Origin of the sequence: Nonomuraea sp. NPDC059194 (assembly GCF_042754765.1) — a bacterium.
In the GTDB taxonomy this organism is placed as follows: Bacteria; Actinomycetota; Actinomycetes; order Streptosporangiales; family Streptosporangiaceae; genus Nonomuraea.
The window spans coordinates 31,664-52,207 of record NZ_JBHZBH010000046.1 but is presented as its reverse complement, the minus strand read 5'-3'; the positions used below and the strand labels follow the sequence as shown (position 1 = coordinate 52,207).

Annotated in this window: 22 protein-coding genes; 8 read left to right on the top strand and 14 right to left on the bottom strand. The window is 70.7% G+C overall.

Annotated features, from left to right (window positions below):
* Positions 1 to 28: 28 nt before the first annotated feature.
* Positions 29 to 2,470, bottom strand: a complete 2,442-nt coding sequence (locus ACFXJ8_RS37370; RefSeq protein ID WP_379649221.1) for an FAD-dependent oxidoreductase — start codon at positions 2,468 to 2,470, stop codon at positions 29 to 31.
* Positions 2,471 to 2,527: 57 nt separating this feature from the next.
* Between ACFXJ8_RS37370 and ACFXJ8_RS37365 the strand changes: the two genes are divergently transcribed.
* From ACFXJ8_RS37365 to ACFXJ8_RS37355, 3 genes are read left to right on the top strand one after another with little or no spacing between them, the layout of a single operon-like run.
* A complete protein-coding gene (locus tag ACFXJ8_RS37365; protein WP_379649219.1) occupies positions 2,528 to 3,412 on the top strand; it encodes a phosphotransferase in 885 nt (294 codons plus the stop codon).
* Between the two features lie 21 nt (positions 3,413 to 3,433).
* Positions 3,434 to 4,954 (top strand): amino acid permease, encoded by a 1,521-nt coding sequence (locus tag ACFXJ8_RS37360; RefSeq protein WP_379649217.1) that lies wholly within the window; start codon positions 3,434 to 3,436, stop codon positions 4,952 to 4,954.
* A gap of 56 nt (positions 4,955 to 5,010) precedes the next feature.
* Positions 5,011 to 5,139: a hypothetical protein gene (locus ACFXJ8_RS37355; protein WP_379649215.1), complete on the top strand. Its 129-nt coding sequence runs from the start codon at positions 5,011 to 5,013 to the stop codon at positions 5,137 to 5,139.
* Here ACFXJ8_RS37355 and lipB read toward each other — a convergent pair.
* Genes lipB through ACFXJ8_RS37340 form a run of 3 tightly spaced genes read right to left on the bottom strand, consistent with a single transcriptional unit; the run spans position 5,136 to position 6,543 of the window.
* Positions 5,136 to 5,771 carry a lipoyl(octanoyl) transferase LipB gene (gene lipB, locus ACFXJ8_RS37350; protein WP_379649214.1) on the bottom strand — a complete coding sequence of 212 codons (636 nt, stop codon included), beginning with the start codon at positions 5,769 to 5,771 and terminating at the stop codon, positions 5,136 to 5,138. The two genes, ACFXJ8_RS37355 and lipB, sit on opposite strands and share 4 nt — an antisense overlap.
* 20 nt (positions 5,772 to 5,791) lie before the next feature.
* The gene (locus tag ACFXJ8_RS37345; protein ID WP_379649213.1) at positions 5,792 to 5,974 is read right to left on the bottom strand and encodes a PspC domain-containing protein; all 183 of its coding nucleotides are present in this window, start codon (positions 5,972 to 5,974) and stop codon (positions 5,792 to 5,794) included.
* A gap of 59 nt (positions 5,975 to 6,033) precedes the next feature.
* Complete coding sequence (locus ACFXJ8_RS37340) at positions 6,034 to 6,543, bottom strand: HAD domain-containing protein (protein WP_379649212.1); 510 nt, start codon at positions 6,541 to 6,543, stop codon at positions 6,034 to 6,036.
* 24 nt (positions 6,544 to 6,567) lie between these two features.
* Between ACFXJ8_RS37340 and ACFXJ8_RS37335 the strand changes: the two genes are divergently transcribed.
* Positions 6,568 to 7,134, top strand: coding sequence for a hypothetical protein (locus ACFXJ8_RS37335; RefSeq protein ID WP_379649210.1), 567 nt, complete (start codon positions 6,568 to 6,570; stop codon positions 7,132 to 7,134).
* On the opposite strand, the gene ACFXJ8_RS37330 is transcribed toward ACFXJ8_RS37335, so the two are convergent.
* The 8 genes from ACFXJ8_RS37330 to ACFXJ8_RS37295 are packed head-to-tail and all read right to left on the bottom strand — an operon-like array spanning position 7,122 to position 14,072.
* Positions 7,122 to 7,391 (bottom strand): hypothetical protein, encoded by a 270-nt coding sequence (locus tag ACFXJ8_RS37330; RefSeq protein ID WP_379649208.1) that lies wholly within the window; start codon positions 7,389 to 7,391, stop codon positions 7,122 to 7,124. The two genes, ACFXJ8_RS37335 and ACFXJ8_RS37330, sit on opposite strands and share 13 nt — an antisense overlap.
* Positions 7,378 to 7,839, bottom strand: coding sequence for a sigma factor (locus ACFXJ8_RS37325; RefSeq protein WP_379649207.1), 462 nt, complete (start codon positions 7,837 to 7,839; stop codon positions 7,378 to 7,380). Before ACFXJ8_RS37325 ends, ACFXJ8_RS37330 begins: the two co-directional genes overlap by 14 nt.
* Before the next feature lie 5 nt (positions 7,840 to 7,844).
* Positions 7,845 to 8,633 (bottom strand): ABC transporter ATP-binding protein, encoded by a 789-nt coding sequence (locus ACFXJ8_RS37320; RefSeq protein ID WP_379649205.1) that lies wholly within the window; start codon positions 8,631 to 8,633, stop codon positions 7,845 to 7,847.
* Positions 8,627 to 9,583: an ABC transporter ATP-binding protein gene (locus tag ACFXJ8_RS37315; RefSeq protein WP_379649203.1), complete on the bottom strand. Its 957-nt coding sequence runs from the start codon at positions 9,581 to 9,583 to the stop codon at positions 8,627 to 8,629. Before ACFXJ8_RS37315 ends, ACFXJ8_RS37320 begins: the two co-directional genes overlap by 7 nt.
* Positions 9,583 to 10,419 carry an ABC transporter permease gene (locus ACFXJ8_RS37310; protein ID WP_379649201.1) on the bottom strand — a complete coding sequence of 279 codons (837 nt, stop codon included), beginning with the start codon at positions 10,417 to 10,419 and terminating at the stop codon, positions 9,583 to 9,585. The genes ACFXJ8_RS37315 and ACFXJ8_RS37310 overlap by 1 nt, the downstream gene beginning before the upstream one ends.
* Positions 10,416 to 11,336: an ABC transporter permease gene (locus tag ACFXJ8_RS37305; RefSeq protein ID WP_379649238.1), complete on the bottom strand. Its 921-nt coding sequence runs from the start codon at positions 11,334 to 11,336 to the stop codon at positions 10,416 to 10,418. Before ACFXJ8_RS37305 ends, ACFXJ8_RS37310 begins: the two co-directional genes overlap by 4 nt.
* Positions 11,337 to 11,343: 7 nt before the next feature.
* On the bottom strand, positions 11,344 to 12,951 hold the full coding sequence (locus ACFXJ8_RS37300; RefSeq protein ID WP_379649199.1) for an ABC transporter substrate-binding protein: 1,608 nt from the start codon (positions 12,949 to 12,951) through the stop codon (positions 11,344 to 11,346).
* Positions 12,948 to 14,072, bottom strand: coding sequence for a C45 family autoproteolytic acyltransferase/hydolase (locus ACFXJ8_RS37295; protein WP_379649197.1), 1,125 nt, complete (start codon positions 14,070 to 14,072; stop codon positions 12,948 to 12,950). The genes ACFXJ8_RS37300 and ACFXJ8_RS37295 overlap by 4 nt, the downstream gene beginning before the upstream one ends.
* 100 nt (positions 14,073 to 14,172) lie before the next feature.
* On the opposite strand from ACFXJ8_RS37295, the gene ACFXJ8_RS37290 reads away from it, so the two are divergent.
* Positions 14,173 to 15,066 carry a MurR/RpiR family transcriptional regulator gene (locus ACFXJ8_RS37290; protein WP_379649195.1) on the top strand — a complete coding sequence of 298 codons (894 nt, stop codon included), beginning with the start codon at positions 14,173 to 14,175 and terminating at the stop codon, positions 15,064 to 15,066.
* Between the two features lie 105 nt (positions 15,067 to 15,171).
* The gene (locus ACFXJ8_RS37285; protein WP_379649194.1) at positions 15,172 to 15,996 is read left to right on the top strand and encodes an undecaprenyl-diphosphate phosphatase; all 825 of its coding nucleotides are present in this window, start codon (positions 15,172 to 15,174) and stop codon (positions 15,994 to 15,996) included.
* On the opposite strand, the gene ACFXJ8_RS37280 is transcribed toward ACFXJ8_RS37285, so the two are convergent.
* Positions 15,973 to 16,359: a hypothetical protein gene (locus tag ACFXJ8_RS37280; RefSeq protein ID WP_379649192.1), complete on the bottom strand. Its 387-nt coding sequence runs from the start codon at positions 16,357 to 16,359 to the stop codon at positions 15,973 to 15,975. The genes ACFXJ8_RS37285 and ACFXJ8_RS37280 overlap by 24 nt on opposite strands.
* Before the next feature lie 47 nt (positions 16,360 to 16,406).
* Positions 16,407 to 17,540, bottom strand: coding sequence for an MFS transporter (locus ACFXJ8_RS37275; RefSeq protein ID WP_379649190.1), 1,134 nt, complete (start codon positions 17,538 to 17,540; stop codon positions 16,407 to 16,409).
* Between the two features lie 63 nt (positions 17,541 to 17,603).
* On the opposite strand from ACFXJ8_RS37275, the gene ACFXJ8_RS37270 reads away from it, so the two are divergent.
* Positions 17,604 to 17,912 carry an ArsR/SmtB family transcription factor gene (locus ACFXJ8_RS37270; protein ID WP_379649188.1) on the top strand — a complete coding sequence of 103 codons (309 nt, stop codon included), beginning with the start codon at positions 17,604 to 17,606 and terminating at the stop codon, positions 17,910 to 17,912.
* A gap of 57 nt (positions 17,913 to 17,969) precedes the next feature.
* A complete protein-coding gene (locus tag ACFXJ8_RS37265) occupies positions 17,970 to 20,447 on the top strand; it encodes an ATP-dependent RNA helicase (RefSeq protein WP_379649186.1) in 2,478 nt (825 codons plus the stop codon).
* Positions 20,448 to 20,544: the final 97 nt, after the last annotated feature.

Here is a 20,544-nt window from a genome sequence, read left to right as displayed (position 1 = left end):
AAAGGGTGTTGGATTACCGGTCAGGCTGTCAAGGCGCCGGTGGCCTGATCCGCTCGTTTCCTGGGTCGTACGGCGGGCGCGGCTCGATCACGGCCTCCACCCACGTCCCGTCCACGCCGACCGTCACCTCCTCCGGCTCGCCCCGCAGATAGGCGTAGGCGATCGAGGCGTCCACGCGGTGCCCGTAGCCGCCGCTCGTCACCCGGCTCGCGGGCACGCCGTCCACCCGCACCGGCTCCCCGCCCAGGCACACCCGCCGCGGATCGCGCAGGACCAGGCACCGCAGCGTCCGCTCGGGCGCGGGATCCAGCGCGTCCTTGCCGAGGAAGTCCTTGTCAGCCCGTACGGCGAAGCCGAGCCCCGCCTCGTACGGCGTGGTCTCGGGGGTGATGTCCAGCCCCCAGACGCGATAGCCCTTCTCCAGCCGCATCGAGTCGATCGCCCGGTACCCGCCGGGCCGCATCCCGTACGGCAGGCCCGCCGCCATGAGCGCGTCCCACAGCGTCAGGCCGTACTCGGCCGGGCAGTACAGCTCCCAGCCGTACTCGCCGACGAACGTCACGCGCTGCGCCAGCACCGGCACGTTGGCGACGCTGATCCGCCTGGCCCGCAGGTAGGGGAAGCCGAGGTCGTCGTCGCAGATCCGCTCCAGGATCTCGCCCGCCTGCGGCCCCCACAGGCAGTAGCAGGCGTAGGCGGAGGTGACGTCCGTGACGTCCAGGCCGTTACGGCGCAGCCACGCGGCGTCGTGCGTGCCGTACGCGGTGCCGGTGACCAGCCGGAAGCTGTCCTCGCCGAGCCGGGTGACGGTCAGGTCGGCCTCGATGCCGCCCCGGCGGTTGAGCAACTGGGTGTAGACGACCGTGCCGACCTTCGTGTCGATCTGGTTGGCGCACAGCCGCTGGAGCCGGTCGAGCGCGCCGGGCCCCGATACCTCCAGTTTCGCGAACGAGGTCTGGTCGAACAGTCCCGCCGCGTCTCTGGTGGCCAGGCACTCCTCCCGTACGGCGGGCGACCACACCCGGCCCGCCCACCCGAGCGGTCGCGGTCCGTCACCCGACGCGTTGGAGCCGGAGGTGTTGGAGCCGAACCAGTTGACCCGCTCCCATCCGGCCTTCTCACCGAACGCCGCGTCGAGGTCGGCGTGCCTGGGCCAGGCGGGTGAACGGCGCAGCGGTCTGGCCGCGGTGCGCTCCTCACCCGGGTAGACGATGTCGTAGTACTTCGCGTAGGAGTCGAGCGCCTTCGTCCTGGCCCAGCGCGACGATCCCGCGTAGCCGCCGAACCGCCTGACGTCCATCCCGAACAGGTCGTACTCGGGCACGCCGTCCACGATCCACTCGGCCATCACCTTGCCGACGCCCCCGGCGGCGGCCAGCCCGTGGACGCAGAAGCCCGCCGCGACCCAGAACCCGCGCACCGCCGTCTCCCCCAGCAGGAACTCGCCGTCGGGGGTGAACGCCTCGGGCCCGTGCACGATCCGGGCCACCTGGGTTTCGTCGAAGTCGTCGGTGGTGCGTTTGGCGATGACGGGCAGCCGGTGCCTGGCCGCCGCCCACGACTCCCTGAACTTGGGCAGGTTCGGCGCGAAGAGCTCGCGCGAGCGCGCCAGCGGGTCGGCCGCCTCCCAGATCTCGGGCGTGCGGATGTAGCCGCCGACCAGGATGCCGCCCTCGTGCTCGCGGAAGTAGACGATGTTGTCGGGGTCGCGGACCGTCGGCGTGGACGAGGGGATGTCCGCGGGGTGGGTCACGACGTACTGGTGCTTGATCGGCACGATCGGCACGTCCACTCCGGCGAGGGCGCCCACCTGGCCCGCCGCCGCTCCCGCGCAGTTCACGACGGTGTCAGTGGTGATCACCCAGTCCTCGCCGCCACCCCTGAGACGGATCGCGCGGACCGCCCCTTCGGCCACGTCGACGCCGGTGACCCGCACGCCCGTGACGATCCGGACGCCGAGTTTGGCCGCCCCCTCGGCCAGGGCGCGGGCCAGCGACGCGGGGTCCAGCCAGCCGTCGCCCGGCAGCCACAGCGAGGCGAGAACGTCCTCGTCGTGGAGCATGGGCATCAGGTCGTTGGTCTGCCTGCCCGACAGCAGCGACATGTCCAGGCCGTAGGTCTCGGCGGCGCCCGCCTGCCGTACCAGCTCCTCCACCCGTTCGTGGGTGGTCGCCAGCCGCAGCCCGCCGACGCCGTGCCAGCCGGGGTCGAGGCCGGTCAGCTCGGCCAGCTCGGGGTAGAGCCCGGCCGAATACATGATCATGCGTGTCTGGGTGACCGTGGAGCGGAGCTGGCCGACGAACCCGGCCGAGTGCCACGTGGTGCCCTCGGTGAGCTCGTGCTGCTCGACGAGCACGACGTCGCGCCAGCCGAGACGGGCCAGGTGGTAGGCCACGCTGCAGCCCGCCACCCCGCCGCCGATCACGATCGCTTGTGCCGAATCGGGTATTCCCATGATCGAAGCTGTCATGTAACACCTTGCCCGCGGGATCGGAATGGTCTAAATGTAGGCCAAAGGGAGTCGCGCATGCCAGACGTGATCGAATTGGTCTCCGACTGGGCCGGGCGGCCGGTCAGGCAGACCCCCATCAAGGGCGGGCTCAGTCACCTGATCGCCAAGGTCGAGACCGGGGACGGCGAGCGGTGGCTGCTGCGCGTGCTCGATCCGGCCGTGTGCGCGGCCGGGCTGGGCATCCCCGTGGACCAGGAGATCGAGAACACGATCAGGGCCGCCGAGACCGGCGTCGGACCGAAGGTGATCCACCACTTTCCCGAGGCCCAGGCCCTCTTGATCGAATACCTGGACGGGGTCACGCTTAACGCCGGACAAGTCAGCAAAAATCTGGAAAAGGTGGCTGTCGCTTGTCGGCGGCTCCACGCAGGACCCCGCTTCGTCAACGACTTCTCCATCTTCGACAAGCTGCGCGAGTTCCGCGCCCGCTGCCACACCCACGACCTGGGAGTGCCTCCCGGGTACGACGACATCCTCCCCACGGTGGCCGACATCGAGCGGGCCATCCCCGCGGTCCCGACCGTGCCGTGCCACAACGACCTGCTGGCCGAGAACTTCATCGCCCTGGGCGACGAGATCCGGATCGTCGACTACCAGCTCTCGGGCAACAACGACCCCGCCTTCGAGCTCGGCGACATCGCCGCCGAAGCCGACCTCGACCCCGACCAGACCGCCCGTCTGGCCAGGGCCTACTTCAACAGCGGCGACCACGACTCCCGCGTCCGCCTCTTCCAGATCATGTCGAACGTGACGTGGACCCTGTGGTTCTCCGTCCACCACGGCCTGCTCGTACGGCAGGCCGACTTCGACTACGAGGCCGAGGCGATGGGCAAGTTCGGGCGAGCCGTACGAGACCTGGACGGTGTCGGCCGGCTGATCGACGACGTCCGGAGGCAGTAGCACACCCCCCAAGGAGATTCCATGACATTAGACGAGGACTCCAGGCGGCTCGCCGAGCTCGGCTACAAGCAGGAGCTGTCGAGGACCTGGAGCGGCTTCTCCAACTTCGCGATCTCTTTCTCGATCATCTCGATCCTGGCCGGGTGCTTCACCACGTTCGGCCAGGCATGGAACAACGGCGGTCCCATCGCCATCTCCTGGGGCTGGCCGCTGATCTCGATGTTCATCCTGATCATCGGCTTCTGCATGTCGGAGCTGGTGTCGGCGTATCCGACGGCGGGCGGCATCTACTGGTGGGCCGCCACGATGGGCAAGCCCATCCACGGCTGGTTCACCGGCTGGCTGAACCTCATCGGACTGATCGCCGTCACCGCGTCGGTCGACTACGGCTGCGCGACCTTCCTCAACATCACCCTCAACCGCCTCACGGGCGGCGCGTGGGAGTCGACGCTCACGAACGCGTTCCTGCTGTTCGTGATCATCCTGGTGTTACACGCGCTGATCAACATCTTCAGCCACCGGCTCATCTCGATGCTGCAGAACGTCTCGGTCTGGTGGCACGTGGCAGGCGCCGCGATCGTGGTCGCCATCCTGGTCTTCGCGCCCAGCGAGCACCAGACGATCGGGTTCGTGTTCACCGAGACGATCAACAACTCGGGCTTCTCCGACTCGTCGTTCTGGTTCTACGTGCTGCCGCTGGGCTTCCTGCTCACGCAGTACACGATCACCGGGTTCGACGCGTGCGCGCACGTCTCGGAGGAGACCCAGGGCGCGGCGACGACGGCGGCCAGAGGGCTGTGGCAGTCGATCTTCTACTCGGCGATCGGCGGCTGGATCCTGCTGCTGGCGTTCCTGTTCGCCGCCACGAACGTCGACGAGATCAACAAGCAGTTCGGCTTCGTCGGCGCGATCTTCGACACGGCACTGCCCGCGAGCCTGGCCACAGCGATCTTCGCGATCTCCACGATCGGCCAGTTCTTCTGCGGGATGAGCTGTGTGACCTCGATGTCGCGCATGACCTACGCCTTCTCCCGCGACGGCGCCGTCCCCGGCTGGCGGATGTGGTCGAAGGTCGACCGCAACCGCACGCCGGTCAACGCCATCATCGCCGGGTGCGTGGCCGCCGGGCTGATCACCCTGCCCGCCCTCTACGCGCCGGCCGGGGTCGGCACGCCGATCGCCTTCTACGCCGTCGTCTCGATCGCGGTGATCGGCCTCTACCTGGCCTTCCTCATCCCGATCTACCTGCGGCTGCGCATGGGCGACAACTTCCGCCCCGGCCCGTGGACGCTGGGCGCCAAGTACAAGGTGCTCGGGTGGATCGCGGTCATCGAGATCGCGATCATCTCGGTCTACTTCATCATGCCGCTGTCGCCCGCGGGCGTGCCCGGCAACCCCGACTTCACCTGGACCGCGGTGAACTACGCGCCCCTGGCCGTGGGCGGCGTCCTGATCGGCATCGCCCTGTGGTGGACGCTGTCGGCCAGGAAGTGGTTCACCGGCCCGCGTCGTAACGTCGAAGACGAGACGACCTTGGTCTGACGTGCTTCGGGGGGTACGGCCTGCCGTACCCCCCGAAGGTCGCTAGCGTGGTGACCATGGACACCACCCCAGTGCCCGCCAACGTCGAGATCGTCGCGCGCCTGAAGTCCAGAGATCGCGAGGACGGGCCGTCGACGGCCGACATCCTCGAAGCGGTCGCGGAGGGCCGCGTCTTTGCGCGCTAGGACGCCTGGAAGGCCGCGGCGACGGTGGCGCGGACCTTCGTCATGTCGGCCGCGCCGCGCTCGCGCAGGAGCGAGGTCATGTCGGCCTCGGGCATCCCGCACGGGATCGCCCAGTGCCACGGCTCCAGGTCGCCGTCGACGTTGAGGGCGAAGCCGTGGCTGGTGACGCCGCGCGACTGGCGCATGCCGATGGAGACGACCTTGCGACTGGTCTCGGTGGTCCAGACGCCGGTGAGCAGTTCGGAGCCGGGCGGGGTGTCGCGGCGTTCGGCGGACAGCCCGAGCTCGGCCAGCGCCGCGACCAGGCGCAGCTCGACCTCGCGCACGTAGTCGACGATCCCCTCGTCCTCGCCGAGCTTGACGATGAGGTAGCCGACGAGCTGGCCGGGACCGTGGTAGGTCAGCTGGCCGCCCCTGCCCGTCTCCACCACGGGGATGCCGCGGGCGGGGTCGGGCAGGTGGTCAAGCGGCGTGCGCCTGCCGACGGTGAAGACCGAGGGGTGGCTCAGCAGCCACAGCGTGTCGGGACGCTCATCGCGTTGGCGCTCGGCGACCAGGTCTGCCATGCGTTCCATGGCCTTCTCGTAGTCGACGAGTTCGTCCTGGATGAGCAGCAGCGGCCGTTCCCTCATGGTTCAGAGCATAAGCGCGGTCAGCGGCGCTCGGGTCCGTTGGGCATGAGGATCCAAAGGATCACGTAGAGGACCCACAGCGGTCCGGGGATCAGCGAGAGCAGCAGCCACACGATCCTGACGAGGGTGGGCGGCAGGCCCAGCCGGTCGGCGATCCCGCCGCAGACGCCTGCGATGATTCGGTGTTCTCTCGAGCGGTGCATCGAGCTCCTCCGTGTGGTCGATTCACCTGGTTCAACGGATCTGCCCTCGATCGGCGTTCCTACCCGCGACCCTGATTGAACCCTGACAGGGTCAGCCACCGCTCGGCCATGGCCAGGTGCCGCAGGGTCAGGCCGTGGCGCGGGTCGATCGGCACGAGCAGGAAGTCGTCGACCGCGGCATGCTTCCTGAGGTACTCCTCGTCGGCGGCCCAGAGGTGGTCGTCGAACCAGACGAACGGCCTGCGGCCCACGTAGTCGGCGACGCAGGGCGTCTTGAACGACTCGCCGCGCTCGCTCGGCCGCCTGGGCTCCATCGGCACCACCGGCAACCGGGGCAGGCCGAGCCTGGGCCCGATCCACTCGTTGGCGCTGTGCTCCCACGTCGTGGCCCACACCAGCTCCGCCCGGGTCTTGATGGCAAGCTCCATGAGCCTGGCGCCGTGGCGGGAGTTGAGGTGCACGGTGTAGGAGTCGGCGCCGATCGTGCACGTGTAGCGCCTGAAGTCGCCGCTGGGTCGGCCGAACGGATTGAGCACGCCGTCTACGTCCACGAGCAGCAGGGGCTTCACCCGTTTTACCCTAGGGTGCCGTGCATGGATCCGCACTCCCTCCAAGCACAAACCCAGCTCCTGGTACGCCAGAAGGTCACCATGATGGTGAACCGGTACGTCATTCACGCCGCCAACCCCGACGGCTCCGAGGGCCCGATGATCGCCTTCGCCGAGCAGAAGCGCATGAAGCTGAAGGAAGAGGTGACCCTCTTCACCGACGAGTCGAGGACGCGGGCGCTGGCGAGCTTCAGGGCGCGCAACGTCATCGACCTCGGCAGCGGCTACGACGTCTTCGACGAGGCCGGGCGGCCGATCGGGCTGTTCCGCAAGGACTTCGCCCAGTCGCTGCTCCGCTCGACCTGGCACCTCGACCAGCCCGGCCTGCCCACGGTGACCGGGCAGGAGCGCAACATGTGGGTCGCCGTGCTGCGCCGGTTCGTCGACTCGCTGTCGTGGCTGCCGTACCACTTCGACTTCGGCGACGTGTTCTCCGTGGTCAAGAAGTGGGGGCTGCGCGACCGCTACGTCGTCGACATCCGTGACCCGCGCGCGGATCGGCGGCTGGTGATCGCCATGGCGGTCGCGCTGGACGCCCTTCAGTCCCGCTGAGTCTCGTAGAGGCCGTAGGCCCAGGCACCCTGTCTGGGCCCCACCTTCTCGAAAAGCCTCTTCGCGCGCTCGCCCGCGTAGACGCCCACCGCGAACTCCGGCGCGCGTCCGGCGCCGAGCTCCGCGACCACCTTCTGGATCACGCCCGGCTTGAGCAACTCGGTGGCGAGGTACTTGCCGTCGCACTTCAGCTCGCACCCCTTCTTCCTCGCCTCGCTCGGCGGCATGGCGGTGACCGGGGTGTCACGGGGCAGCACCCAGACGTCGGCCGTCCCCTGCCCTGTCGGCTCCTTGACCACGGGTTCGCAGGAGCCGACGGTGCCGCCCTTCCCCTCGATCCAGACCACCCAGGCCCGGCGGTCGGCGCAGGCCACGAGCACCGCAGCCCCCGATGGCGCCCCACAGCGCGTCGCGCTCGCCCACCTCCCGCGCGAAGTCGGGGGCGGGGTCGACCAGGTCGGGCACCTCGGGGCTGGGCAGTTCGCCGCGCCAGCGCCGCCGCCACCAGGAGACGTGCGTGTTGGTGAGGATCCGGTAGACGTACGGGTCGGGGTCGCCCTCGATCCGCCGCCATGCCAGCCATGCCCTGGCCAGCGCCGTCTGCACGAGGTCCTCGGCCGTGGCCCAGTTGCCGGTCAGCAGATACGCCGTACGGCGCAGCCGCCCGTGCCGCTGGGTCACGTAGTCGGCGAAACCTTCTTCCATGCCGACTATGACGCCGCGGGCATGCCGTTCCGGATGACAGCTACGTGGGCCGGATCCCATCCCGGCTTCGGCACCGAGGCGAGCAGCAGCCGGGTGTAGGGGTGTTCGGGCTCGGCGAGCACCTTGGCGACGGGGCCGCTCTCGACCACGCTGCCCCGGTGGAGCACCAGCGTGTCGTCGCACAGATGCCTGATGACGGCCAGGTCGTGGCTGACGAACAGCAGCGCCACCCCCGACTCCCTGCGCACCTCGGCGAGCAGGTCGAGGATCTGCGCCTGGATCGAGACGTCGAGCGCGGCCACCGCCTCGTCGAGCACCAGCACGGAGGGCTCGACGGCCAGCGCCCTGGCGATGGCAAGCCGCTGCCGCTGCCCGCCGCTGAGCTGGTGGGGCCGCGCACCGGCCTCACGGCTGCCGAGCCCCACCCGGTCGAGCAGGTCGGCGGCGCGCGAACGGTCCTTGCCGTGCAGCCCGAGCACCGCGTGCAGGCACTCGGCGGCGGTCAGCCGCGGGTCGAGGGAGACGTAGGGATCCTGGAAGACCATCTGGATCTCACGGGCCCTGCGCAGCCTGGCCGCGCGCCCCCGTTCGCGCGGACCCCGCACGTGCCCGTCGACGGTGATCGTGCCGGAGTCGGGCGTGACCAGGCCGACGAGCATGCGGGCCACGGTCGTCTTGCCCGAACCCGACTCCCCCACCAGCCCGAGCGAGCCGCCGCTGGGCAGCGTGAAGCTGACGTCGTCGGCGGCGACCGTACCCGGATAGGTCTTGCGCAGGTGTTCCACGGTCAGCATGCCGCGGCCCCCTCCTCGATCAGATGGCAGGCGGCCTCCCCGCCCGCGACGGCCACGGGCACGGGCCGCCGCTCCTCGCACGAGGCCGTGGCCAGGGCGCAACGCGGCGCGAAGGGGCAGCCGTCGAAGGCGTCGTCGAGCGAGGGCGGACGGCCCGGAATCGGCCTGATCGGCCGGGGGTCGTCCAGCTCGGGCGTACAGGCCAGCAGCCCGGCCGTGTAGGGATGGCGCGGGTCGGCGAACAGCGCCGCGGCGGGCCGCGACTCCACGACGGTGCCCGCGTAGAGCACGTAGATCCGGTCGCAGTAGGCGGCGGCCAGGTGCAGGTCGTGGGTGATGAACAGCATGCCGAGCTCGCGCTCGGCCTGGACGGCGCGCAGCAGCGCCAGCGTGTCGGCCTGGGTGGTGACGTCGAGCGCGCTGGTCGCCTCGTCGGCCAGCAGCAGCGCGGGCTCGGCGGCCAGCGCGGCGGCGATGACCACCCGCTGCAGCATGCCGCCCGACAGCTCGTGCGGGTACTGCCGCATGCGCAGCTCGGGCTCGCGCATGCCCACCGCCGCCAGCAGCTCCAGCGCTCGCTGCCGCGCCTCCTTCTTGGTACGGCCCAGCGTGTGGACCATCCGTTCGGTGAGGAAGTCGCCGATCCTGCGCACCGGGTTGAGTGACGAACGCGGATCCTGGTAGATCATCGCGACGGTGGAGGCCCGCAGCGACCGCAGCGCCTGGTCGTCCATGGTCAGCACGTCGGCGCCCTCGACCAGCACCTGCCCGCCGGCTGAGGCGTTCGGCGGGAGCAGCCTGAGGACCGCGCGGGCGATCGTGGACTTGCCCGAGCCGGACTCGCCCACCAGCCCGACGACCTCGCCGCGCGCCACGCTCAACGCCACGTCACGCAGGATCGGCCGGTTGCCGCCCGCCTCGATCGTCAGACCTTTCACATCCAGCAGCATCAGGGCCTCCTCGCGGCCAGCCGGTCAGCGAGCCTGACCCCGATCACGTTGAACGACACCACGACGAGCGCGATCGCCGCGCCGGGCACCAGCACCGGCAGGAACGCGCCCTGCACCATCGCCGCCTGCCCCTCCTTGACCATCAGGCCCCAGTCGGAGGACGGCGGCTGCGCCCCGAACCCGAGGAAGCTCAGCGTGGCCAGGCTCATCAGCCCCTCGCCGAACAGCACCACCAGGTAGCCGACGATCGACCTGGCCATGTTGGGCACCAGGTAGCGCACGCAGATACGCAGGCCGCTCATGCCCTGCACCCGGTAGGCGTCGATGTACGGCTTGGCGGACTCGGTGATCGCGATCGACCTGGTGTACTTGGCGATCGTCGGCGTGTATGCCAGGCCGAGCGCGATGACCGCCGTGGTGATGCCGTTGCCGAACACCGCCACGACCAGCACCACGAACAGCAGCCCCGGGAAGGCGTACATCACGTCGGTGACCCGCGAGACGAACGCGTCGACCCAGCCGCGCCACCAGGCGGCGAGCGTGCCGAGCGCGACGCCGAGCACGGAGGCGATCGCCAGCAGCGCCAGCGGCCCGATCAGCGAGGTCCGCGCGCCGTACAGGATCCTGGACAGCAGGTCGCGGCCCGACTGGTCGGCGCCGAGCAGGTGCTCGGGCGACATCGGGGAGAGGGTAGCGGCGAAGTCGACGGCGTCGGGCGCGTACGGTGCGACGACGGGCGCGAGCACCGCCCCCGCGACCACCAGCACGAGCAGCGCGCCGGCGAGCTGGAAGCCCAGCGGACGCCGCGCGGAGGGCAGGGTGGCGACCAGGGTCATGCCCGGCTCCTCGCCCGCGGGTCGATCAGCGGCTGGGCGAGCTCGACCAGCGTGGTGACCGCGATGTAGGCCGTGACCATGAGCAGCAGGACCGCCTGTGTCACGGGGAAGTCGTGGGTGTTGATCGCGCCGACCAGCAGGGTGCCGACGCCACTGAGCTGGAAGGCGGTCTCGACGGTGACCGTGCCGGCCAGCAGGCCCGCCGTGACCAGCCCGCACATCGTGACGATCGGGCCGAGCGCGCCGCGGAAGACGTGCCGGACCACGATCAGCCGCTCGGGCAGGCCGGAGGCGCGGGCGACGGTCACATGGTCGAGCTCGCGCTGCTCGACCATCGCCTGCCTGGTCACCCTGCTGATGATGGCCAGCGCGCCGAGCGCCAGCGTGACCGCGGGCAGCGTCAGGTCCCGCAGCGACCCGCCCCCGCCGACGGGGAACCAGCCGAGCTGCACCCCGAACAGCGAGATCAGCGCCGTGGCCGTCACGAACGGCGGCACCGACGTGGCGAACGTGGTGCCCGCCACGACCGCGGCGTCGGTGCGGCCGCCGCGGATGGCGGCCAGCACGCCGAGGGCGACGCCGAACACCACGAACAGCACCGCCGCGTAGGCGACCAGGCCGAGCGTGGTCGGGATCCTGGCCGCCAGCAGGTCGCCCACCTGGTCGTTGTACTTCAGTGAGCGGCCGAGGTCGCCGGTGACGGCGTCGCCGAGCCACCTGAGGTACTGCACCAGGAACGGGTCGTCCAGGTGGTACTGCGCCCTGATCGCCGCCAGGTATTCGGCGGTCAGGTTCTCCTTGCCGCCCGCCAGGAACGTCACGGGATCGCCCGGCGCCGCGTAGGCGGCGCCGAAGATCACGAACGACGTGGCCAGCAAGGTCGCCACCAGGCCCGCCACCTTGCGAGCCACGCGCATCACCATGTCAGCCCTTCGCCCCAAGATCAGTGGCCCACGGGTAGCCGAAGTACGTCATGGAGGCCGGAGGGCCGGTCACCTTGCCGCCGAGCACCACCGTGGACGGCACCTCGACCAGCGAGATCCACACCATGTCGGCGGTGAAAAGCCGCTGCAGCTCGATCACGTGCCCGGCCCTGGCGGCGGGGTCGGTCGTCTCCAGCGCCTTGGCCACCAGCGCGTCGTACTCGGGCGAGTCGAACCCGACCCAGTTGTTGGACGACCCGCTCAGCCCGTTGTCGTAGAAGCCGATGGGGTCGCTCTTGGTGATGTACCAGTCGTCGGGCACCAGGTCGACCTCGGCCCGCTTGGCCTTGTCGGTGTAGAAGGTGCCGTATTCGGAGCTCGGGATCGTCTTGATCTCCGCCTTCAGCCCGATCTTGGTGGCCGCGTCGACGACCGCGTTGGCGATCACCGACCTGGCCTGGTCGCCGTCGGAGGCGATCACGATCGGGGTCTGCGGCGCGCCCGCCTCCTGCACGAGCTTCTTGGCCGCCTCGAGATCGGGCTGCTCGGGCGCGCCCTGGAGTTGGTCGTAGGCGCTCTGGAAGGCCTGCTTCTCGTAGGACCACGCGCCCGCGCCGACGGGCACCTTCCACGGCCTGGCCAGCCCCGCGAAGCCCGACCTGGCGATGCCCGCCCTGTCGACGGCCAACGAGAGCGCCCTGCGGATCTTCGCGTCCTTCAGCACGCCCCTGTCGGTGGGCAGCAGCACGAACACCCTGGTCGTCGGCCCGTAGGCGACGCTGACGGCCGGGTTCTTCGCCAGCGCGACCGCGGGGCCGGTCTCGGCCAGGTAGGCGCCGTCGGCCGCGCCCGTGGTCAGGCTGTTGACCATGGCGCTGTCGTCGGCCCACCGGAAGGTGACGGCCTTGGTCAGCGGCTTGACGCCGGTGTTCCAGTAGCCGTCGTGGCGGTCGACGGTGATCTCGGTGCCCGACTTCCACTCGCCCAGCTTGTAGGGGCCCGAGCAGGCGTCGGGGTGGCCGGGCGTGCCGTAGTCCTTGCCGAGTTCGTCGACGACCTTCTTGTTGAGCACGATGCCCGCATCACCCGCCATCGCCTGGATGAACAGCGCGTTGGCCTTCTTGAAGGTGACCTTGACCTGGTCGTCGCCCTCCTTGGTGACCGCTTCGACGTCCTCGAACTCGTCGGACTCGTTCATGCCCTCGCCCGCGTGACGCCGCAGGCTCCACACGACGTCGTCGGCGGTCAGCGGGCTGCCGTCGTGGAAGGTGACGCCCTTCCTGATCGTGAACACCAGCGTCGTGGGGTCGACCTGGTCGGCCTTCTCGGCCAGCCACGGCTTGATCGTCATGTCGGGCTGGGTCTGCATGAGCCGCTCGCAGACGTTCGACATGATCGTGCGGTTGGCGGTGCCGCCGTCGCTGTCGAGGTCGAGCGTGCCGGGCTCCTCGCCGAGCAGCCAGGTCGCCTTCTCCAGCGTGCCCGTCGCCTTGGCCGTCTGGTCGACCAGCGCCAGCTTGGCCACATCGGGCGCCTTCGTCGTCGCGGCGGGGCCGCCGCACGCGACGCTCACCCCGATCAGGCCCACCAGGGCCAGGGTCTTTCTCATGGCGTGTCTTCTCCGTCGTAGAGGTTCCACGGCACGCGTTCGTATTCGTGGTCGCAGGGCGTGCCGGCAGCGATCAGGTAGTCGCCCGTGGTGAGGTCGACACAGCTCGACAGGAGCGTGGCCCACCGTTTGACGGGGGGCTGGTCCTGGTCGGGGTGGGTGCACAGCGACTCGGGGTGGCCGAGATGGTCGGACATGGCGGTGCGGATCAGCTTGCGGGTCTCGTCGCCACCGGAGGCGTGCCGTACGGCACGCAGCCCCGCCTCGGCGCGCGGCACCCTGAACAGGGAGTCGGCCGAGCCGGGCCGGTAGGTGGCGGCCAGCTGCGGCGGCACGAACGCCTGGTAGTGGTTGCCGTGGACGAGCAGCCCGTCGGTCGGGTACATCCAGCCCACCGCGCCCGGCGTGGTCTCCAGGTCGATGGCGAACCCGTCGCGGTGGGTGACGAGCGCGTTGCTGGCGATGTGGGCGCGCGACTTGGTCAGCGCCTCCAGCGCGGCGTTGAGGTTGGGGCTGTCGAGGACCCGCCGCCTGATGAGCGTCTGCGGGACGCCGACCGCGTCGTCGAACCTGCCGCCGAGCCCGTTGGCGTTGAGCGCGATGCCCGCCGAGTTGGCCCCCTGCCGCCCGACCTGCCCCGCCTCGACGTGCATGATGACCGTCGGCCTGCCAGGCTGGACCACCCTGAGCACCATGACGGTGTCGGCGACGCCGTGGCGCCAGTCCCAGTTCTGGCCCGCGTAGACGTGGCCGTCGCCGGACGCCTCCGGCAGCAGCGCGAAGGAGGTGCAGCCGTCGGGCTCCATCGAGCCGAACGTGCTGTCGTAGATGATCTCGCCGCGCGCGTTGAGCGCCAGGATGTCGAGGAAGCCGACGCCCGCGCCTTCGGCGATGCCTTCCATCTCCTCGACCAGCTCGGGCGCGAAGGCCGTGGACGGCGCGACCCAGCGGGCCGCGCGCTGGGTGACCTGCTCCCAGCTGAGGCCGCTGGAGTGGGCGAACGCCTCCCGGTAGTAGGTCAGTGCGCGCTCGATCAGCTCGCGGGCCTGCTCGCCGTACTGGCGGCCGCGTTCTCGCGGTGGGCCCGAGATCTCGACGAGAGGCAGGGAGATGAGGCTCAATGGTGCTCCTTGGAACCTAGCCCTGTAATCTACGTTTCAGAGCTCGGTGAACTCTGTAACGCAGATTTCCAAACCCGTTCCGTGGGAGTCAAGACCCGTAATGGAAAATTCACAAAGTCCGATCGAGCAGCTCAGAGCGGTCGTCAAGCAGGTGTGGGAGGAGCTATCGCCCGCCGAGCGCGCCGTGTGCCAGTTCCTGATCTCCGCCGCGCCCGAGCAGATCCTGTTCGCCAGCGCCCAGGAGCTGGGCGCGGCGGCGGGCACCAGCAACGCCACCGTGATCAGGACCATGCGGCGGCTCGGCTTCGCCGGCCTGCCGGGGCTCAAGCGCGCGCTGGCCACCGAGTTCACCTCCTCCGTCGCCCCTGACGTACGGCTGCGCCAGCGCATCAGCCATGTCGGCCACGACCTGTCCGAGATCTGGGAGAGGGTCTTCGACGAGGCCTTCGAGCGGATCGAGCACTGCAAGCGGCTGTTCGACCAGGAGGCGTTCACCCGCGCCGTCTCCGTCGTCGCCGCGGGCGGCTCCGTGCTCGTCTACGGCGCCGGCGCCTCCGAGCCCGCCGCCCGCCACCTCGCGCTCAAGCTCGGCCGCAGGGGCCACCGCGCCCGCGCCATCGCCGCCACCGGCTTCGTCCTGGCCGACGAGCTGCTCTGGCTGAGCCACGGCGACGCCGTGGTGATCTTCCAGCCCGGCAGGCGGCTGAAGGAGATAGATGTGCTGATCGACCGGGCCCGCGCGGTCGGCGCGGGGGTGGTCCTGGTCTCCGACGAGCTGGGCGCCGCCTTCGAGGGCAAGGTGGAGGCGGTCCTGTCCGCGCCGCACACCCCGACGGGCATCACCGCCGAGCCGCTGACCGGCATCATCGTCGCCGACGCCCTGCTGCTGGCCATCGACTCCCTCGACGAGAGCCGCTCGGTCGACTACTCCCACCAGCTGACCGGCCTGCGCGAGCAACTGCTCGGCCCGAGGAAGGCGGCCCCCACCGACTGATCGCCCGCAAGGCGGCACGCCGTCCCGTGACCCGACCACGCCGATTCCCGTGCCAAACTCAGGACGTTTGGCCAACACCCCGGCAGTCAACGGAAGGTGCATGTCGTGATCGGCTGGTTCGAAGCGGTGGTCCTTGGGCTGCTCCAAGGGCTCACGGAGTTCCTGCCGATCTCCTCGAGCGCGCACATCAGGGTCGTCTCGGCGTTCTTCGGCTGGGAGGACCCGGGGGCGGCCTTCACCGCGGTCATCCAGCTCGGCACCGAGACCGCCGTGCTCATCTACTTCCGCAAGGAGCTGTGGGAGATCATCTCCACCTGGACCCGCTCCCTGTGGACGCCCGCGCTGCGCTCGGCGTTCCCCGCGCGGATGGGCTGGTACGTCATCGTCGGCACGATCCCCATCGGCATCCTCGGCGTGACGTTCAAGGACGAGATCGAGACCGTCTTCCGCGACCTGCGCATCATCGGCACGACCCTGATCGTCTTCGGCCTCATCCTGTGGTTCGCCGACCGTACGGCACGCACCAAGCTGACGCTCGAGAAGCACCTGTCGTTCACGCACGCCCTGATCTACGGCTTCGCCCAGTCGCTCGCGCTGATCCCCGGCGTGTCGAGGTCCGGCGGCACGATCACGGCGGGCCTGCTGCTCGACTACCGGCGGGAGGAGGCCGCGAAATACTCCTTCCTGCTGGCGATCCCCGCGGTGCTGGCGTCGGGCGTGCTGGAACTGTTCGAGATCGGCAACGGCCAGACGCCCGACTGGGGGCCGACCATCGTGGCCACGATCATCTCGTTCATCGTGGGCTACGCGGCGGTGGCGTGGTTCCTGAAGTACATCAGCACCCACCGCTTCACCGGGTTCGTCGTCTACCGGATCCTGCTGGGCGTCTTCGTCATCGCCGCCGTGTCACTCGGCTGGATCCCCGCCTGAGCCCGCGGGGCCGGTGCTGCGGCCCAGCGTGTCTCCCAACGCGACGCGGCTCGCCAGACAGAAGACCACCGCGAACAGCGCCCACGCGGCCACGTACGCCACGGGCTCCCACACCATCTGGCGGCCCTCGAAGTAGACGGCCGCCCCCACCAGGGCGCCAGGAACGGCGCCCCACCAGCGCCGCCACCACACCTCGTGGACGACGACCTCGAAGGCCACCAGCGCGACCGGGCCGAGCAGCAGCAGCTTGAGGTTGAGCCGATCGGCCAGGAAGTGGTGCAGCACCGCCACGGCCACCGCCGACAGCGTGGTCAGCAGCACGACGGCGGCGAACGGGGCGGGCTCGTCGCGTGGATCGCTCACGCCCCCAGTCTGGCGATCGCCACCTCGCCCCGCCATCCGCCTTTGGTCTACGCCGCCACTGTGGCTCTGGTGGGGCGGTAGGTGGCCAGGGTGAACAGCAGGGTCACCACGCCGAGGGCCGTGGCCAGCACGGTCACGCCCGCCCTGCCGTACCAGTCGAGGGCGAGGCCGCCGGCGATGCCCGCCATGAACAACCCGAGGTACTGGCTGGAGGCCAGCAGCCCGAGCCCGACCGGCACGTTGCCCGGCACCGCGGCCACCGTCCTGAACTGCTGCGACGGACCGATCAGCCAGCCGAGCGCGCCCCACGCGAACGCCCACACCAGCGCGATGCCGAGGTTGAGGTTGGCCACGGGGATCAGGCCGAGCAGCACGGTCGCGCCCGTGATGCCGAGGAAGACCATCCTGCGCGGGCCGTAGGCGTCGGTGAGCCGCCCGCCGACCGCGTTGCCCACCACCCCGCCGATCCCCCACGCCCACAGCACCGCCGCCAGCGGCAGGTCGAACAGCGAGCCGATGTAGGTGTAGGCGGTGAAGGCGGCGGCGAAGACGAGCAGTTGGGTCAGCAGCACGGCCAGCACGCCCCTGTCGGCGAGCGGGGTGAAGCGGTCCCTGATCCTGGTCGAGGCGGGCAGGTGCACGTCAGGCACCACGACCGCGATGGCCGCGAACCCGATCACCGCGAGCACCACCACCATCCACACCGCCGCGCGCCATCCCGCCGCGCCGCCCATCCAGGTGCCGAGCGGCACGCCGATCGCCGAGGCCACCGTCAGCCCGCCCATCACCACCGACAGCGCGCGGCCCCGCCGTTCGGGCTCCGACAGCGCGGTCGCCACGGCGGAGGCGACCGGCGTCACCATCGCCGCGCCCGCTGCGGCGATCACCCTGGTGCCCAGCATGAGGGTGAACGTGGGCGCCAGCGCCGTCAGCGCGTTGCCCACCGCCAGCACGCCGAGGCCGATGAGCAGCAGCCGTTTCTTGGACAGCGTCGCCGTCAGCGCCGCCAGGACGGGCGACAGGACCGCGTAGGCCAGCGCGAACACGGTCATGAGCTGGCCCGCGGCCGACGGGGAGATGGCCAGGTCGTGGGCGATCGGCAGAACGAGGCCCGCGGTGACGAACATGCCGGTGCCCACGGAGAAATTCCCCATGGCCAGCGCGTACAGCTTGTGGGTCATGGGGAACAACCTGGCCGATAGTTGGATTGTTGTCAAACCTTCCAACGAAGGTAGAGTGGTCGCATGCGCTTGCTCCCTCAACCGGCGGTCGACGACATCCAGCTCACCGAGGTCCTGCACGCGCTGTCCGACCCCGCGCGGCTCGACGTCGTCACCCAGCTGGCCGCCGAGCTCGAGCTCACGTGCAGCGGTGTCGGCGAGTCGATCGGGCTGCACAAGTCGACGATGTCCCACCACTACCGGGTGCTGCGCGAGTCGGGAGTCGTCTCCACCCGGCAGGAGGGCAGGCAGAAGTTCATGACGCTGCGCAGGGCCGACCTCGACGAGCGCTTCCCCGGCCTGCTCGACTCCGTGCTGCGCGCGGTGAGCTGATGCTGCCGATCCACGCCGCACTGCCCTGCTGTCCTTCCTGCTCGGGGCGGTGAGCTGATGCTGCCGATCCACGCCGCGCTGCCGTCCCTGCTGCGGGCGCTCGATGACGATGGCCGTGCCGTATTGACGGCCCCGCCCGGCACGGGCAAGACCACGGTCGTGCCCCTTGCGCTCGCCGACGCGGGGCTGCGCGTGCTGGTCGCCGAGCCGCGCAGGCTCGCGGTACGGGCGGCGGCGCGCCGGATGGACGTCGCCTACACCATCCGCGGCGAGCACCGCGAAGGCCGCCGTCCAGGCGTCGAGGTGGTCACCACCGGCGTGCTGCTGCAACGGCTCCAGCGCGACCAGGAACTGCCGGGCGTCGATGTCGTCATGATCGACGAGTGCCACGAACGCCACCTCGACGCCGACACCGCGCTCGCGTTCCTGCTCGACGTGCGCGAGACGCTCCGGCCCGACCTGCGCCTGGTCGCCGCCTCCGCCACCGCCGACACCGCGCCGTGGTCGCGGCTGCTCGGCGACGCGCCCGTGGTCTCCGCCTCCGGCGTCGCCCACCCCCTCGACGTCGTCTGGGCGCCGCCGCCGCGGCCCGTCGCGCCACCGCACGGGCTGCGCGTCGACCCGGCGCTGCTGGCTCACGTGGCCGATGTCGTACGGCGGGCGCTGGCCGAGCGGGACGGGGACGTGCTGTGCTTCCTGCCGGGAGTCGGCGAGATCTCCCGCGTCGCCGGGATGCTCGGCCCGGCCGCCGACGCCCACCAGGCGCAGATCCTCCAGGTACACGGCCAGGCGCCCGCCCATGTCCAGGACGCGGTGCTCAGGCCCTCGCCGTCCAGGCGGGTCGTGCTGGCCACCTCGGTCGCCGAGTCCAGCCTGACCGTGCCGGGCGTGCGGGTGGTCGTGGACTCCGGCCTGGCCAGGGAGCCGCGTACCGACCACGCGCGCGGGCTCGGCTCGCTGACCACCGTCCACGTGTCCCGCGCCTCGGCCGACCAGCGGGCCGGACGGGCCGGACGCGAAGGCCCCGGCACCGTCTACCGCTGCTGGACCGCGGCGACCCACGCGCGGCTCGCCCCGCACGCGCCGCCGGAGATCCTGCTGGCGGACCTGACGGGGTTCGCGTTGCAGGCGGCGTGCTGGGGTTCGCCCGACGCCGCCGACCTCGCCCTGCTGGACCGGCCACCGGCCGCCGCGATGTCGGCCGCGACCCGCACCCTCCACGCCCTCGGCGCCGTCGAACCCCTCGACGCCGACTCCCCCGAATGGCCCACTCTCGGACAGGACGACCGAACCCCTTCAGAAGGCTCGTCGTCCGGCCGGGCTTCCGAAAGCGGCAGCGCGGCGGATGAAATCCCGGCGGGCCGGAGGGGAACCCGGGTGCGGGTGACGGATCGGGGGCGGCGGATGGCCGCGGCAGGAGTGCATCCGCGCCTGGCCAGGGCACTGCTCGACGCCGGACCCCGCGCCGCCGAGGTGGTCGCGCTCCTGTCCGGCCAACTCCCCCGAGACGCGAGCGACGACCTCGTCGACGTCTGGCGCAAGGCCGCCCGCGACCGCGACCCGGGCTGGCTCCGCGAGGTCAAGCGCCTCACCAACGCCAGGATCCACGGCCCCGACGACGAGGCGGCGGGTCTGGCGGTCGCGATGGCCTTCCCCGAGCGCGTGGCCCGCAGGAGCGGCGGCGGCTACCTCATGGCCTCGGGCACCAGGGCGCAGTTGCCCGAAGGTTCCAGGCTCGGCACCGCCGAATGGCTGGCCATCGCCGTCGCCGACCGTCCCACCGGCGCCGCCTCCGCCAGGATCAGGCAGGCCGTCGTCATCGACGAGGACCTCGCCAGGCGGGTCGTGCCGGTGACCGTACAGGAGGAGGTGGCCTGGCGCCGCGGCGACGTCCGCGCCCGCATGGTGGAACGGCTCGGCGCCATCGAGCTGTCGGTCACCCCGCTGAAGGACGCCGACGTCCGACCGGCCCTCCTGTACGGCCTGCGCACCGAGAACGTCCTCACCTGGACCCGCGAGGCGCTCTCCGTCAGGGACCGGATGGCGTTCTGCCATCGCGCCATCGGCGAGCCGTGGCCGTCCATGGACGACCTCGTCGACCTCGCCGACCACTGGCTCGAACCCGAGCTGTCGCGCGCCCGCCGCCGTTCCGACCTCGAACGGATCGACGTGGCCGGTGCGCTCAAACGGCTCGTCCCGTGGAGCCGCCGCCTGGACGACGACGCGCCGTCGCACATCGAGGTTCCCAGCGGCTCCCGGATCCGCGTCGGCTACTCGGGCGAGCAGCCGGTGCTGGCCGTCAAGCTGCAGGAGCTGTTCGGGTGGCAGGAGGCGCCACGGGTGTCCGGGGTCCGGCTGCTGATCCATCTGCTTTCCCCCGCGGGGCGGCCCGCCGCCGTCACCTCCGACCTGGCCTCCTTCTGGCGGGACGGCTACCGCGCCGTCCGCGCCGAACTGCGCGGCCGCTACCCGAAGCACCCGTGGCCCGAGGACCCCCTCACCGCCGAGCCCACCCGCCGCGCCAAACCCCGCTGATGGCCACCCGGGGATCTGATGGCCACCTGGGGATACGGTCGCCGGGTTCGGGTTGCCGACCACCGATGCAGACCTTCCTGCCGTATCCGGACTTCAC

Coding starts and splice junctions, on each gene's coding strand:
- ACFXJ8_RS37370 (WP_379649221.1), bottom strand. CDS start 2,470: ATGACAGCTTCGATCATGGGAATACCCGATTCGGCACAAGCGATCGTG.
- ACFXJ8_RS37365 (WP_379649219.1), top strand. CDS start 2,528: ATGCCAGACGTGATCGAATTGGTCTCCGACTGGGCCGGGCGGCCGGTC.
- ACFXJ8_RS37360 (WP_379649217.1), top strand. CDS start 3,434: ATGACATTAGACGAGGACTCCAGGCGGCTCGCCGAGCTCGGCTACAAG.
- ACFXJ8_RS37355 (WP_379649215.1), top strand. CDS start 5,011: ATGGACACCACCCCAGTGCCCGCCAACGTCGAGATCGTCGCGCGCCTG.
- lipB (WP_379649214.1), bottom strand. CDS start 5,771: ATGAGGGAACGGCCGCTGCTGCTCATCCAGGACGAACTCGTCGACTAC.
- ACFXJ8_RS37345 (WP_379649213.1), bottom strand. CDS start 5,974: ATGCACCGCTCGAGAGAACACCGAATCATCGCAGGCGTCTGCGGCGGG.
- ACFXJ8_RS37335 (WP_379649210.1), top strand. CDS start 6,568: ATGGATCCGCACTCCCTCCAAGCACAAACCCAGCTCCTGGTACGCCAG.
- ACFXJ8_RS37325 (WP_379649207.1), bottom strand. CDS start 7,839: ATGGAAGAAGGTTTCGCCGACTACGTGACCCAGCGGCACGGGCGGCTG.
- ACFXJ8_RS37320 (WP_379649205.1), bottom strand. CDS start 8,633: ATGCTGACCGTGGAACACCTGCGCAAGACCTATCCGGGTACGGTCGCC.
- ACFXJ8_RS37315 (WP_379649203.1), bottom strand. CDS start 9,583: ATGCTGCTGGATGTGAAAGGTCTGACGATCGAGGCGGGCGGCAACCGG.
- ACFXJ8_RS37310 (WP_379649201.1), bottom strand. CDS start 10,419: ATGACCCTGGTCGCCACCCTGCCCTCCGCGCGGCGTCCGCTGGGCTTC.
- ACFXJ8_RS37305 (WP_379649238.1), bottom strand. CDS start 11,336: ATGCGCGTGGCTCGCAAGGTGGCGGGCCTGGTGGCGACCTTGCTGGCC.
- ACFXJ8_RS37300 (WP_379649199.1), bottom strand. CDS start 12,951: ATGAGAAAGACCCTGGCCCTGGTGGGCCTGATCGGGGTGAGCGTCGCG.
- ACFXJ8_RS37290 (WP_379649195.1), top strand. CDS start 14,173: ATGGAAAATTCACAAAGTCCGATCGAGCAGCTCAGAGCGGTCGTCAAG.
- ACFXJ8_RS37275 (WP_379649190.1), bottom strand. CDS start 17,540: ATGACCCACAAGCTGTACGCGCTGGCCATGGGGAATTTCTCCGTGGGC.
- ACFXJ8_RS37270 (WP_379649188.1), top strand. CDS start 17,604: ATGCGCTTGCTCCCTCAACCGGCGGTCGACGACATCCAGCTCACCGAG.
- ACFXJ8_RS37265 (WP_379649186.1), top strand. CDS start 17,970: ATGCTGCCGATCCACGCCGCGCTGCCGTCCCTGCTGCGGGCGCTCGAT.